Origin of the sequence: Paraburkholderia sp. (assembly GCF_004298475.1) — a bacterium.
GTDB lineage: Bacteria > Pseudomonadota > Gammaproteobacteria > Burkholderiales > Burkholderiaceae > Paraburkholderia > Paraburkholderia denitrificans.
In genome coordinates, this window is the sequence record NZ_SCRP01000022.1 from 165,506 (window position 1) to 179,874 (window position 14,369).

Below are 14,369 nucleotides of genomic sequence, written 5' to 3' on the forward strand. Positions count from 1 at the left end.
AATATCCGTCACTGGTTCAGGTGGCCGTGAAGATCCCGACGCGCGATGCCGTCATGTCGGCATCGCCGCTGTACAGCCCCGCTTTGCAGTCCTGATGGGGGCGGTAACCGGCGCTGCATTTGAAAGCAGTCAGGGGTATCCGTCAAGTATTGCCAGATGCTGGCGTGCGTCGCCGTCCTGCCGCGAGTGGGACGCCGCATGCTTTTTTCGTCAGTAATAATCAGTAATAGACAGAGGTCGTTCCATGCGCGTCGAACGGGTTCCATTCCGCCTAATCAGTCTCGCGACGGCTGCCATCGTACTCGCAGCGTGCGGGCAAAAGCAGTCGGCGCCTCCGCCGCAAACGCCCGAAGTGGGCGTGGTCACGGTCCAGCCGAGCGCCGTGCAGATCGTCAGCGAATTGCCGGGCCGCACCAACGCCTTCCTCGTCGCGCAAGTGCGCGCACGGGTCGACGGCATCGTGCTGCGCCGCGAGTTCACCGAAGGCGCGATCGTGAAGGCGGGCCAGCGGCTCTACAAGATCGATCCGGCGCCGTACGTCGCCACGCTCAACAACGCGCGCGCGGCGCTTGCCAAGGCGCAGGCCAACCTCGCCACGCAGAACGCCCTCGTCGCGCGCTACAAGGTGCTGGTCGCCGCGAACGCCGTGTCGAAGCAGGACTACGACAACGCGGTCGCGGCCCAGGGCCAGGCAAAGGCCGATGTCGATGCCGGCAAGGCCGCCGTCGATACCGCGCAGATCAACCTCGGCTATACCGACGTCGTCTCGCCCATCACGGGCCAGGTCGGCATCTCGCAGGTCACGCCGGGCGCCTACGTGCAGGCGAGCCAGGCCACGCTGATGTCCACCGTGCAGACGCTCGATCCCATGTACGTCGATGTCACGCAGTCGAGCCTCGACGGCCTGAAGCTGCGCCGCGAGATCCAGGAAGGCCGCCTGAAGACGAGCGGCCCGAACGCCGCCAGGGTGACGCTCGTGCTGGAAGACGGCCGCACCTATAAGGAAGACGGCAAGCTGCAGTTCTCCGACATCACGGTCGACCAGACCACCGGCTCGGTGACGATCCGCGCGATCTTCCACAACCCCGACCGCGTGCTGCTGCCGGGCATGTTCGTGCGCGCGCGCATCGTCGAAGGGGTGAACGCCAATGCGTTCCTCGTGCCGCAGATCGGCGTGCAGCACGACCAGAAGGGCCAGGCGACGGTGCTCGTCGTCGGCAAGGACGACAAGGTCGTGCTGACGCCGATCCAGACGGGCGGCACGCAGGGCCAGGACTGGGTCGTCCAGGGCGGCCTGAATGCGGGCGACCGCGTGATCGTGCAGGGCACCGAAAAGGTCCGTCCGGGCGCGAGCGTGAAGGCAATTGCGGCACAGCTGCCGCCGCCGCCGGGCGCGCCTTCGGCGGACATGGCGCCTGGCTCGAACGCCGCCGCCCCTGCCCCCGCCGCAACGGGCGCGCAACCGGCTTCCGCTGCCTCTGCTGCCCCCGCGGCCTCCGCGGCCCCCGCTGCTTCCGCCGCGCAATAACAGGGAGCCTGCTTCATGGCAAAGTTCTTTATCGATCGCCCGATTTTTGCGTGGGTGATCGCCATCATCCTGATGCTGGCGGGCGTGGCGTCGGTGTTCACGCTGCCGGTGGCGCAATATCCGACCATTGCGCCGCCGTCCATCCAGATCAGCGCGACCTATCCGGGCGCGTCCGCGAAGACGGTGGAAGACACGGTCACGCAGGTGATCGAGCAGCAGATGAGCGGCCTCGACCACCTGCTGTATCTCTCCTCGACGAGTGACGACTCGGGCACGGCCACGATCACGCTGACCTTCGCTGCGGGCGTCAATCCCGACATCGCGCAGGTGCAGGTGCAAAACAAGCTGCAGCTCGCCACGCCGATCCTGCCGCAGGTGGTGCAGCAGCTCGGCATCAAGGTCACGAAGTCGAGCAGCAGCTTCCTGCTCGTGCTCGCGTTCGTGTCCGAAGACGGCAGCATGACGAAGTACGACCTCGCGAACTACGTGGCGTCGAACATTCAGGACCCGATCAGCCGGATCGACGGCGTGGGTACGGTCACGCTGTTCGGCTCGCAGTACGCGATGCGCATCTGGCTCGATCCGACCCGCCTGACCAACTACGGCCTGACGCCGGTCGACGTGTCGAGTGCGATCAGCGCGCAGAACGTGCAGATCGCGGGCGGCCAGCTAGGCGGCACGCCGGCGGTGGCGGGCCAGTCGTTCCAGGCGACCATCACCGAATCGACGCTGCTGCGCACGCCGGAAGACTTCGGCAACATCCTGCTGAAGGTGAACCAGGACGGCTCGCAGGTGCGCCTGAAGGACGTGGCGCGCATCGCGCTCGGCGGCGAAACGTATAACTTCGACACGAAGTACAACGGCGCGCCGACGGCCGGTCTCGGCATCCAGCTTGCCACGGGCGCGAACGCGCTGCAGACCGCGAAGCTCGTGCGCCAGAAGGTCGACGACCTGTCGAAGTACTTTCCGCATGGCCTCGTCGTGCAGTACCCGTACGACACGACGCCGTTCGTGCGCCTGTCGATCGAGGAAGTGATCAAGACGCTGCTGGAAGGCATCGTGCTGGTGTTCCTCGTGATGTACCTGTTCCTGCAGAATCTGCGCGCGACGCTGATTCCGACCATCGCGGTGCCGGTCGTGCTGCTCGGCACGTTCGCGATCATGGCGGCGGTGGGCTTCTCGATCAACACGCTATCGATGTTCGGCCTCGTGCTCGCCATCGGCCTGCTCGTGGACGATGCGATCGTGGTCGTGGAGAACGTCGAGCGCGTGATGGCGGAAGAGGGGCTGCCGCCACGCGAGGCGACCCGCAAGGCGATGGGCCAGATTACCGGCGCGCTGGTCGGCGTCGCGCTCGTGCTCTCGGCGGTGTTCGTGCCGGTCGCGTTCTCGGGCGGTTCGGTCGGCGCCATTTACCGGCAGTTCTCGCTGACGATCGTGGCGGCGATGGTGCTGTCCGTGCTGGTCGCGCTGATTCTCACGCCCGCACTGTGCGCGACGATCCTCAAGCCGATCCCGAAGGGCCATCACGAAGCGAAGACGGGCTTCTTCGGCTGGTTCAACCGCACCTTCGAGAAAAGCCGCGACAAGTACCACAGCGGCGTGCACCACGTGATCAAGCGCTCGGGGCGCTGGCTCATCATCTATATCGCGGTGATCGTCGCGGTCGGCATGCTGTTCGTGCGCCTGCCGAAGTCGTTCCTGCCCGACGAGGACCAGGGCACGATGTTCGTGATCGTGCAGACGCCCTCGGGCTCGACGCAGGAAACGACGGCGCGCACGCTCGCCAACATCCAGCATTACCTGCTCGACGACGAGAAGAGCATCGTCGAGTCGGTGTTCACGGTGAACGGCTTCAGCTTCGCGGGCCGCGGCCAGAATTCGGGTCTCGTGTTCGTACGGCTGAAGGACTACAAGGAACGCCAGCGCGCGGACCAGAAGATCCAGGCGCTCGTGGGCCGCATGTTCGCGCGCTATGCGTCGTACAAGGACGCGATGGTGATTCCGGTGAATCCGCCGTCGATTCCCGAACTCGGCACGGCGGCGGGCTTCGACTTCGAACTGCAGGATCGCGGCGGCCTCGGCCACGACAAGCTGATGGAAGCGCGCAACATGCTGCTCGGCATGGCGGCGAAGGACCCGACGCTCGCGCTCGTGCGCCCGAACGGCCTGAACGACACGCCGCAGTTCAAGATCGATGTCGACCGCGAAAAGGCGCAGGCGCTCGGCGTAACGGCGGCCGCGATCGACCAGACGTTCTCGATTGCATGGGCATCGCAGTACGTGAACAACTTCCTCGATACCGATGGCCGGATCAAGAAGGTGTTCGTTCAGTCGGACGCGCCGTTCCGCATGAATCCGGAAGACATGGACCTCTGGTACGTGCGCAACGCGACAGGCGGGATGGTGCCGTTCGGCGCGTTCGGGGCGGGGCAGTGGACCTTCGGCTCGCCGAAGCTCGAGCGCTTCAACGGTATTTCGTCGATGGAAATCCAGGGTCAGGCGGCTCCGGGCAAGTCGACGGGCCAGGCGATGACGGCCATGGAGAAGATCGCGGCGAAGCTGCCGGCCGGCATCGGCTACGAATGGACCGGCCTGTCGTTCCAGGAACGCCAGTCGGGCTCGCAGGCGCCGATCCTCTACGGCATCTCGATCCTCGTCGTGTTCCTGTGTCTCGCGGCGCTGTACGAGAGCTGGTCGATTCCGTTCGCGGTCATCATGGTGGTGCCGCTCGGCGTGCTCGGCGCGCTGCTCGCGGTGACGCTGCGCGGTCTGGAAAACGACGTGTTCTTCCAGGTGGGTCTGTTGACCACCGTGGGTCTCTCGGCGAAGAACGCGATTCTGATCGTGGAATTCGCGCGCGATCTCCAGGCCGACGGCAAGATGGGGCCGATCGAGGCAGCGCTCGAAGCATCGCGCCTGCGGCTGCGTCCGATCCTGATGACGTCGATGGCGTTCGTGCTCGGCGTGCTGCCGCTCGCGATCAGTAACGGCGCGGGCTCGGCGAGCCAGCACGCGATCGGCACGGGCGTGATCGGCGGGATGTTGACCGCCACGTTCCTCGCGATCTTCATGATCCCGATGTTCTTCGTCGTGATCCGTGCGAAGTTCGCGGGCGAGAAGGAAGACGCCGACGTTGCGCTCCAGCACTACGAAGAGCACCACGCGCACGACCACGACGATGAGAACGGCGGCGTGAATGGCGGCGACGGCAGCGGCCCCGCAGGCGGTAACGGCCCGGGCAAGGAAGGACACTGAGATGCATAAACTATCGGTAATGGCCGTGGCCGCCGCGCTTCTCGCGGGTTGCACGATGGCGCCGTGGTATCACCGGCCCGCGGCGCCGGTCTCGCAGACTTATCCCGAGGGCGGTGTGTATGCGGCGCAGCCGGGGCAGCCCGGCGGCGTCCCGAACGGCCGCAGCGCCAACGGCGCCGCGGCGACCGACATCGGCTGGCGCGACTTCTTCGTGGATCAGCGTCTGCAGCAGCTCGTCGAGATCGCGCTGCAGAACAACCGCGATCTGCGCGTGTCGGTGCTCAACGTCGAGGCCGTGCGCGCGCAGTATCAGATCACGCGTGCGGCGCTTTTCCCGTCAATCGATGCTACGGGCACGGAATCGCGCACGCGGGTGCCGCGCGATTTGCAGACGTCGCCGCGCAATCCGGTGAGCATCTATAACGTCGGCTTGCAGGCGTCCTGGGAAATCGACTTCTGGGGGCGTATCCGCAGCCTGAAGGACCAGGCGCTCGCGCAGTATCTGGCGACGGCCGAGGCGCGCAAGGCGGCGGAGATCTCGCTCGTGTCGCAGGTGGCGGACCAGTATCTGACGATGCTGGCCGACGACGATCTGCTCACGGTCACGCAGAACACGCTGAAGACCGCGCAGGACTCGTACAACATCACGAAGGTCCAGTTCGACAACGGCACGGGAACCGAACTCGATCTGCGCCAGGCGCAGACGGTGGTCGAGACCGCGCAGGCGAATCTGCAGGCGCAGATGCGCGCGCGGGCGCAGGCTGAGAACGCGCTCGTGCTGCTGATCGGCGAGCCGCTGCCGGCCGACCTGAAGCAAGGTCAGCCGCTCGGCTCGCAGGATCTGCTGACCGACATCCCGGCGGGCCTTCCGTCCGACCTGCTCACGCGCCGGCCGGACATCATGGAAGCGGAGCAGCAACTGCTCGCTGCGAATGCGAACATCGGCGCGGCGCGCGCGGCGTTCTTCCCGAAGATCTCGCTGACTGCCGCGCTCGGCACGGAGAGCCTGTCGCTGGGCGGCCTGTTCAAGGCGGGCACGGCGGCATGGAGCTTCGCGCCGCAGATCACGATGCCGATCTTCGAAGGCGGCGCGAACATTGCGAACCTCAAACTCGCGAACGTCGAGAAGCGCATCGAGATCGCGAACTACGAGAAGGCGATTCAGTCGGCGTTCCGCGAGGTTGCGGACGGGCTCGCCGCGCGCGGCACCTACGATCAGCAGATCGCGGCGCTCGAACGCAACACGTTCGCGAACCAGCGGCGCCTCGATCTCTCGGACCTGCGCTACAAGAACGGTGTGGACAGCTACCTGCCGGTGCTGACCGCGCAGACCGACCTGTATTTGTCGCAGCAGACGCTGATCCAGACGCGCCTTGCACGCCTCACGAATCTCGTCGATCTGTATCGCGCGCTGGGCGGCGGCTGGATCGAGCACGCGGGCGAGACGCCGCGTCCGGCCGACGCGCCCGCAGACGCATCTGCCGACAACGGTGCAGCCAGCGCGCCGGTTGCGGCGTCGGCTGCGAAGGCGGGTTGATCTGGTTTGATTGGCTGCGCCATCGGACGGCGCTTCATGCAAAAACGCCACGACTGTGGCGTTTTTTTTCGCGCCGCGAAATGCGCGATATCCGCAATATGCGCGAATCGCATGATTCGCGCAGTTCGGGCGATTCGGCGCTTTCGCGTTCCGATTACTGGCCGATGCCGATCAATTCGACTTCGAACGTGAGGTTGCTGTTCGCGGGGATCGGGCCGACAGCGCGATCGCCATAAGCGGTCGCCGCCGGGCAGGTCAGCTTCGCCTTGCCGCCAACCCGCATTTTCTGCACGCCTTGCGTCCAGCACGGAATGACTTGTCCGAGCGGGAAGACCGCGGGGCCGCCATGCTTGGCGGAGCTGTCGAATTCGGTGCCGTTCGCGAGCGTGCCGCGATAGTTGACGCGCACGACGTCGTCGGCGGTCGGGTGCGGGCCGGTGCCTTCCTTGAGGTGCTCGACGACAACGCCCGATGGCAACTTCTCGATGGAGTTGGCGGCGAATGCGGTCGATGCAATGGTGGCGGCGGCGAGAAAGGCAATCAGGGATTTCATGCGATGTCCTCGTGAAATGGCTCACGCATTATATCGGGATACTCGCCGGGTTCCGGTTGAGGTAACGACGTCGTTAATATCGACTACCATGAGGATTGTTGCCGCGCAGCGCATTTCCGGGTGCGGCGACATCTCTCTTCCTTGTTACGCGTACAACGGAGTCACGAACATGCAATGGACGACCCCCGCCTATACCGATATGCGATTCGGCTTTGAAATCACGATGTATATCGCCACACGCTAGGCTCACTCGCGCCTGCGTCACCTCGCAGGCAATGTGCGACGGTTAGTTTTCGCTGTGCCGGATCGCCGCATCGCGAACGCGCGCCGCAGCATTGCGCGCGTTCGCACTCTGCCTGCCGACGCCGCGAATCCACCGTGAATCCGCCGTGAACTCGCAGTGAACTTTGTGCAGCGCATTCATCGCGCGCGCATCATCCATCGAATGGGACCGCATGAAGATCAAGGTGCTTGGCTCATCGGCCGGTGGCGGCTTTCCTCAATGGAACTGCAACTGTCCGCGTTGCGACGGCGTGAGGCGCGGCACGATCAAGGCTTCGCGCCGCACGCAGTCGTCGCTTGCGGTGACATCCAATGGCGACGACTGGCTGCTCGTCAACGCGTCGCCCGACGTGCTCGCGCAGATTGCCGCGAACCCCGAACTCCAGCCGGCGCGTCAGATACGCGACACAGGCATCGCTGCCGTGCTCACGATCGATGCGCAAATCGATCACGTCACTGGCCTTTTGATGCTGCGCGAGCGCAGCACGCCGCTTCCGCTCTACACGACGGATGCGGTTTGGCAGGACCTCTGCACGGGCTTTCCGATCGGTCCGATCCTCTCCCACTACTGCGGCGTCGAGCATCGCCGGATTGCGCTCGACGGCGCGCCGCTCGCGCTCGACGCGCTGCCCGGCGTGCAGATCGACGCGCTGCCGCTCACGAGCAAAGCGCCGCCGTATTCGCCGCACCGCCAGTCGCCCGAGCGCGGCGACAACCTGGGACTCGTGCTGACAAACCGCGCAACGGGCAAGCGTGCGTTCTATGCGCCGGGGCTCGGCGAGATCGATGACGCGCTGCTTGCCGTCATGCGAAGCGTGGATCTGCTGCTGGTCGACGGCACGATGTGGACCCACGACGAAATGATCCGGCTCGGCCTGTCGAAACACACGGCGATGGACATGGGGCATCTGCCGCAATGCCGTACGGATGGCGAGGGCGGCATGCTCGACATCCTCGATTCGATCGATCGCGCGGGTGTGCGCAAGGTGCTCATTCATATCAACAACACCAATCCGATCCTGGTGGAGGACGGCCCTGAGCGCCGCGTGCTCGACGAGCACGGCATCGAAGTCGCCTACGACGGCATGACATTCGAGCTATGATCGGCACAGGCGAAGCGGGTTTTTCGCCGTTGTTTTGCCGTTGTTTCACCGCTCTTTCGTCAAAACCCACGGCGCTGCGCCGCCAGGCTCACCCATGAAACCGCTGTGCTGGAGATCGCATGAACCACCCGCGTGATATGGAAGACACCCGCTTCGAAGACACCCGCGCGCCGCGCGCGAGCGACGAGGCGCCGGCCTGGACGCGCGCCGGGTTCGAAGCGCAATTGCGGGCCAAGGGCAGTGGGTACCACATTCATCATCCGTTCAATGTGCTGATGAATAACGGCGGTTGCTCCCCGGCGCAGATTCGTGGATGGGTTGCAAACCGTTTTTATTATCAGATCAATATCCCACTGAAAGACGCGGCGATTCTGTCGAACTGTCCCGAGCGCGAAGTGCGCCGTCTCTGGGTCAAACGCATACTCGACCACGACGGCAACGACGCCGAACCCGGCGGCATTGAGGCATGGGCACGTCTTGCCGACGCGGTCGGCCTGAGCCGCGATGAACTCTGGTCGCTGCGGCACGTCACGCCCGGCGTGCGTTTCGCGGTGGATGCGTATGTGAATTTCGCGCGCCGTGCGCCGTGGCAGGAAGCGGTCTGTTCTTCGTTGACGGAAATGTTCGCGCCGCAAATCCATCGCGACCGGCTCGCCACCTGGCCCACGCATTACCCGTGGATCGAACCGGCGGGCCTCGCGTACTTCCGGTCGCGCATTCCGCTTGCACAGCGCGATGTCGAAGAGGCGCTCGCGATCACGCTCGATCACTTCGTGCGGCGCGAGCAGCAGGAGCGCGCGCTCGACGTGCTTCAGTTCAAACTCGACGTGTTGTGGTCCATGCTCGATTCGATCGAGAAGGTGTTTGCACAATGAACGAACCCATTCAAGCTGAGCGCGCCGCGGCATCGCTGCCGCATTCGTATCGCCCGGCGCTGACGCGCCTGTTCCGTCTGCAGTGGGAGCCCGCGCAGCAGGCTTACGTGCTGCTGTACCCGGAGGGCATGGTCAAGCTCAACCAGAGCGCGGGGGAGATTCTCAAGCGTTGTGACGGCTCGCGCGATCTCGATGCACTGGTTGCAGACCTCGAACAGGCGTTCGCGACGACCGGCATCGCGGCGCAGGTGCATGCATTCGTAGCCGATGCGCTTGCGCACGGCTGGCTGGAGCCGCGCGATGAATGATCCGGTGACTGCGAGCGCACCCGCTCATGACGTGACGCCGCCGCTGTGGCTGCTGGCGGAACTGACCTACCGCTGTCCGCTGCATTGCGTGTTCTGCTACAACCCGGTCGATTACACGCGGCATCATCGCGAACTCGATACGGCGCAATGGATCGACGTCCTGCGGCAGGCGCGCGAACTCGGCGCTGCGCAGCTTGGTTTTTCCGGCGGCGAGCCGTTGCTGCGCGACGACCTCGAAACGCTCGTGGCGGAGGCGCGCACGCTGGGCTTTTATACGAACCTGATCACGTCCGGCGTCGGCTTGACCGACGCGCGGCTCGACGCGTTGAAGCAGGCCGGGCTCGATCACATTCAGCTTTCGTTTCAGGACTCGACGCAGGAACTGAACGACTTCCTGAGCCATACGCGCACCTTCGACCTGAAGAAACGCGTTGCGGATTCGATCAAGCAGCACGGCTTTCCGATGGTGCTCAACTGCGTGCTGCACCGCTACAACCTTCCGCACGTCGACAAGATCATCGACATGGCGCTCGCGATGGGCGCCGAATATCTGGAACTCGCGAACACGCAGTACTACGGCTGGGCGCAGATCAATCGCGCGCATCTGATGCCGACGCGCGCGCAACTCGACGCGGCAGAGGCGACGGTCGAGCGTTATCGTCAGTCGATTGGCTCGCGCTGCAAGATCTTCTTTGTCGTGCCGGACTATTTCGAGCGCCGCCCGAAGCGCTGCATGAACGGCTGGGGCGCGGTGTTCCTCGGCGTCGCACCGGACGGCGTCGCGTTGCCGTGCCACACGGCGCGGAGCCTGCCGGGACTGGTGTTTCCGAACGTCACCGAGGTTCCGCTGCGCGAGATCTGGTACGACAGCCCGGCCTTCAATCGCTATCGCGGGTTCGACTGGATGAAGGAGCCGTGCCGCAGTTGCAGCGAAAAGACCCATGATCTAGGCGGTTGCCGTTGCCAGGCGTTCCTGCTGACCGGCGATGCGGCCAACGCCGATCCCGTTTGCGACAAGTCGCCGATGCACGAGCAAGTCGTGCAGATCGTGCGCGCCGCCGAAGCAGGCGAGCGCGAATGCGAACACCCGATCCTCTTTCGCAACGACGCCAATTCGAGGCAGATTGTGTCGTGCGCACCAGGCGACGCGGGCGCCGCGGACGATGGCAGTGAGGCCGGGCGCGTGCGTTAGCGCGATTCGATCGACCCCACACTGTGTCAGCACGGTGCCCTCCGTGGTGGATTCTTTTGTCCATTCTTTGTGCCGCAGGAACGCGTGCGCGCTCATCCACAGCTGCACGCGGGGAAGTTGCACACGCACCTAAGATCGGTGCGATGCGGTGCCGCGTGTCGTTATCATCGCCACTCCACCTTCGCAACATCGCACGTCTTCCATGAACCCTTCCCCCGCGCGTTTTCTCGGCATCGATCTAGGCACCGGTTCACTCAAGGTCGTGATCGTCGATGAAGCGGGCGTCGAGCGCGCCTCGGCCAGCGCCGCCTATGCGCTCGATACACCGCAGCCCGGCTGGGCCGAGATTCCCGTCGCGCGCTGGTGGGACGCGTTGTGTGCGGCCTGCGCGCGTCTCGATGCCGGCGAGCGCGCGGCCGTGCGTGCAATCGGCTTCTCGGGGCAGATGCATGGCGTCGTGCTCACCGACGAAGCAGGCCGCGCGCTGCGCGCCGCGATGCTCTGGCCGGACACGCGTGCGCATGCGCTGCTCGACGCGTGGCCGGAACCGCAGCCGAATCCGGTCGCGCCGGGCATGGCCGGGCCGCTGTTGCGCTGGACGCTGCAGCACGAGCCCAACACGGCGCACGCTGCACGCTGGGCCTTGCAGCCGAAGGACTGGCTGCGCGTGGCGCTCGGCGGCGCGATTGCAGCCGATCCATCCGACGCGTGCGCGACCGCGCTCGCCGCGCCCGATGGCGCGTGGGACCGCGCGCTGATCGAGCGCCTCGGCTTGCCTGCGCGCTGGTTCGCGCCGCTTGCGGCATCGGCCGAAGCGAGCGGCGCGCTTGGCGCCGACGCCGCGCGTGCGCTCGGCCTCACCGCCGGCATTCCGCTCGCGACGGGCGCGGGCGACACGCCGTGTGCCGCCCTCGGCAGCGGCCTTGCGCCCGAAGGCGACGCACTGCTCACCACGGGCACCGGCGGCCAGATTCTCGTGACCGCGCGCGCCGAACCGCCCGCGCGGCGCGGTCTGCATCGCTATCGGCAGGCGCTCGGCGGCTGGTACGCGATGGCGGCGATGCAGAACGTCGGTGTAGCGCTCGAAGCAGCGCGTGGCTGGTTGTCTTACGATTGGACGCTTGCTTATGACGAAGCATTCGGCGCGACACCTTCGGCGACGCTCACGTTCCTGCCGTATCTGAGCGGCGAACGCTCGCCGTGGCTCGATCCTTCGGCGCGCGGCGGCTGGCTCGGCGCGGGACTCGGCGATACGCGCGGCACGCTCATGCGCGCGGCGTTCGAAGGCGTCGCGTTTGCGTTGCGCGCCGGGCTCGACGCGCAACGCGCGTGCGGCATGCCGATCACCCGCCTCAAGCTCGCGGGCGGCGGTTCGGTCGACGCGCGCTGGCGGCAACTGCTGGCCGATGCGCTCGGCGTCGAACTCGACGCCGTCGATTGTCCGAATGCTGCTGCGCGCGGTGCGGCGCTTCTGGGCGGCCTCGCGTGCGGACACTGGCGCGAAGGCGATCTCGCGGCGCTTGCGCCTCGCGCGACACGCGTGGCGTCGCCGCGCGAGGACCGTGCGCTCGAAGCGCGTTACGCGCGCTTTTTAGATCTTTACGGCCACGTGCGCAGCTGGTTTGCCGCTGCGCCGTGATCCGACGACACATTGCAGCATCCGATTCACGGATGCACTGCATCACCGATTTACAGGAGCATGGAAGATGAAAACGAAAGCTGCCATCGCATGGAAGGCGGGCGCTCCGCTGACGATCGAAGAAGTCGACCTCGACGGCCCGCGCGCAGGCGAGGTGCTGATCGAAGTAAAGGCGACGGGCATTTGCCACACCGACTACTACACGCTATCGGGCGCGGACCCCGAAGGCATCTTCCCGGCGATTCTCGGCCATGAGGGCGCGGGCATCGTCGTCGATGTGGGTCCGGGCGTCGGCACGGTGAAAAAGGGCGATCACGTCATTCCGCTCTATACGCCCGAATGCCGCGAGTGCAAGTTCTGCCTCTCGCGCAAGACGAACCTGTGCCAGAAGATCCGCGCGACCCAGGGCAAGGGCCTGATGCCCGATGCGACTTCGCGCTTCTCGCTCGACGGCAAGCCGCTCTTTCACTACATGGGCACCTCGACGTTTTCGAATTACATCGTCGTGCCGGAAATCGCCGTCGCGAAGATCCGTGAGGACGCACCGTTCGACAAGGTCTGCTACATCGGCTGCGGCGTGACGACGGGCGTGGGCGCTGTCGTGTATTCGGCGAAGGTCGAGGCGGGCGCGAACGTCGTCGTGTTCGGCCTGGGCGGTATCGGCCTGAATGTGATCCAGGGCGCAAAGATGGTAGGTGCTGACAAGATCATCGGCATCGACATCAACCCGAAGCGCGTCGAACTCGCGAAGAAGTTCGGCATGACGCACTTCATCAACCCGAACGAAGTGGAGAACGTCGTCGACCGCATCGTGCAACTCACCGATGGCGGCGCCGACTACTCGTTCGAATGCGTCGGCAACGTGAAGCTCATGCGCGAAGCGCTCGAATGCACGCACAAGGGCTGGGGACAGTCGTTCATCATCGGCGTCGCGGCGGCGGGCGAGGAAATCAGCACGCGGCCGTTCCAGCTCGTGACGGGCCGCCAGTGGAAGGGCTCGGCGTTCGGCGGCGCGCGCGGGCGCACGGATGTGCCGAAGATCGTCGACTGGTACATGGAAGGCAAGATCAACATCGACGATCTCATCACGCACACGCTCCCGCTCGATCGCATCAACGAGGGCTTCGACCTCATGAAGCGGGGCGAGTCGATCCGCTCCGTGGTGCTGTACTGAGCGGAGGCGCGCGATGCTGAACCTGATCGAGGAGCATGCCTGCCACGGCGGCGTGCAGCGCATCTACCGGCACGACTCGGCGACGATCGGGCTGCCGATGCGCTTTTCGGTGTTTCTGCCCGCGCAGGCGCACGCGCGCAGGGTGCCTGGCCTGTTCTATCTGGCGGGCCTGACCTGCACCGAAGAGACGTTTCCGGTCAAGGCGGGCGCGCAGCGCTTCGCGGCGCAGCACGGCATCGCGCTGATTGCGCCCGATACGAGTCCGCGCGGCGCGAACGTGCCTGGCGTTGCGGATGCGTGGGACTTCGGCGTGGGCGCGGGCTTTTACGTCGATGCGACGTGCGAGCCGTGGTCGGCCAACTGGCGCATGTACTCGTACGTGCGCGACGAACTGCGCGAGGCGGTGACGACGCATTTGCCCATCGCGGGCGATCGGCTCGGCATCTTCGGCCATTCGATGGGCGGGCACGGCGCGTTGATGCTCGCGTTACGCAACCCCGAGATTTACCGGTCGGTGTCGGCGTTCGCGCCGATTGCCGCGCCCATGCGCTGCCCGTGGGGCGAGAAGGCGTTCCGCGGCTATCTCGGTGACGACCGCGAAGCGTGGAAACGCTACGACGCGAGCGAACTCGTTGCGCACGCAACGCGCAAGTTCGAGGCGGGCATTCTGGTCGATCAGGGCATGGCCGACCAGTTCCTCGCGGACCAGTTGAACCCGGATGTGTTCGAGGCCGCGTGCCGGGCAGCCGGGCAGCCGCTGATGCTGCGCCGTCACGAGGGCTACGATCACGGGTACTTCTTCATCCAGACTTTCATCGAGGATCACATCGCGCATCATGCGCGCGTGTTGATGAAGCATTAGCCGGTCCGAAAGCGGTCGCGCCCATGAAAAAACGGCGTTGCGCCTTGCGGTGCAACGC

Annotated in this window: 12 protein-coding genes; 11 read left to right on the forward strand and 1 reads right to left on the reverse strand. The window is 65.5% G+C overall.

The features are described from left to right. Positions 1-244: 244 nt before the first annotated feature. From EPN59_RS11985 to EPN59_RS11995, 3 genes are read left to right on the forward strand one after another with little or no spacing between them, the layout of a single operon-like run. On the forward strand, positions 245-1,528 hold the full coding sequence (locus EPN59_RS11985) for an efflux RND transporter periplasmic adaptor subunit (RefSeq protein WP_293039856.1): 1,284 nt from the start codon (positions 245-247) through the stop codon (positions 1,526-1,528). 15 nt (positions 1,529-1,543) lie between these two features. Continuing rightward, on the forward strand, positions 1,544-4,786 hold the full coding sequence (locus tag EPN59_RS11990) for an efflux RND transporter permease subunit (protein WP_293046084.1): 3,243 nt from the start codon (positions 1,544-1,546) through the stop codon (positions 4,784-4,786). A 1-nt stretch (position 4,787) separates the two neighbouring features. Then, positions 4,788-6,323: an efflux transporter outer membrane subunit gene (locus tag EPN59_RS11995; RefSeq protein WP_293046087.1), complete on the forward strand. Its 1,536-nt coding sequence runs from the start codon at positions 4,788-4,790 to the stop codon at positions 6,321-6,323. Between the two features lie 154 nt (positions 6,324-6,477). Here the strand turns inward: EPN59_RS11995 and EPN59_RS12000 are convergent, their stop codons facing one another. Further along, positions 6,478-6,876, reverse strand: coding sequence for an FKBP-type peptidyl-prolyl cis-trans isomerase (locus EPN59_RS12000; RefSeq protein WP_293046089.1), 399 nt, complete (start codon positions 6,874-6,876; stop codon positions 6,478-6,480). Between the two features lie 169 nt (positions 6,877-7,045). Here EPN59_RS12000 and pqqA point away from each other — a divergent pair, with 169 nt between their 5' ends. The 8 genes from pqqA to fghA all read left to right on the forward strand — a co-directional run bounded on the left by pqqA (position 7,046) and on the right by fghA (position 14,311). Continuing rightward, the gene (pqqA, locus tag EPN59_RS12005; RefSeq protein WP_087124130.1) at positions 7,046-7,120 is read left to right on the forward strand and encodes a pyrroloquinoline quinone precursor peptide PqqA; all 75 of its coding nucleotides are present in this window, start codon (positions 7,046-7,048) and stop codon (positions 7,118-7,120) included. A 211-nt stretch (positions 7,121-7,331) separates the two neighbouring features. Continuing rightward, positions 7,332-8,261, forward strand: coding sequence for a pyrroloquinoline quinone biosynthesis protein PqqB (gene pqqB / locus EPN59_RS12010; protein WP_293033147.1), 930 nt, complete (start codon positions 7,332-7,334; stop codon positions 8,259-8,261). 137 nt (positions 8,262-8,398) lie between these two features. Continuing rightward, positions 8,399-9,136: a pyrroloquinoline-quinone synthase PqqC gene (pqqC, locus tag EPN59_RS12015; protein WP_293033165.1), complete on the forward strand. Its 738-nt coding sequence runs from the start codon at positions 8,399-8,401 to the stop codon at positions 9,134-9,136. Continuing rightward, entirely contained in the window at positions 9,133-9,444 is a 312-nt protein-coding gene (pqqD, locus tag EPN59_RS12020) for a pyrroloquinoline quinone biosynthesis peptide chaperone PqqD (protein ID WP_293033149.1), read from the forward strand. Before pqqC ends, pqqD begins: the two co-directional genes overlap by 4 nt. Next, positions 9,437-10,636 carry a pyrroloquinoline quinone biosynthesis protein PqqE gene (gene pqqE, locus EPN59_RS12025; protein WP_293033151.1) on the forward strand — a complete coding sequence of 400 codons (1,200 nt, stop codon included), beginning with the start codon at positions 9,437-9,439 and terminating at the stop codon, positions 10,634-10,636. The genes pqqD and pqqE overlap by 8 nt, the downstream gene beginning before the upstream one ends. Before the next feature lie 202 nt (positions 10,637-10,838). Beyond that, positions 10,839-12,275: an FGGY family carbohydrate kinase gene (locus EPN59_RS12030; protein ID WP_293033153.1), complete on the forward strand. Its 1,437-nt coding sequence runs from the start codon at positions 10,839-10,841 to the stop codon at positions 12,273-12,275. Between the two features lie 67 nt (positions 12,276-12,342). Further along, complete coding sequence (locus EPN59_RS12035) at positions 12,343-13,449, forward strand: S-(hydroxymethyl)glutathione dehydrogenase/class III alcohol dehydrogenase (RefSeq protein WP_293033155.1); 1,107 nt, start codon at positions 12,343-12,345, stop codon at positions 13,447-13,449. A 13-nt stretch (positions 13,450-13,462) separates the two neighbouring features. Then, entirely contained in the window at positions 13,463-14,311 is an 849-nt protein-coding gene (gene fghA / locus EPN59_RS12040; protein ID WP_293033157.1) for an S-formylglutathione hydrolase, read from the forward strand. Positions 14,312-14,369 lie beyond the last annotated feature (58 nt).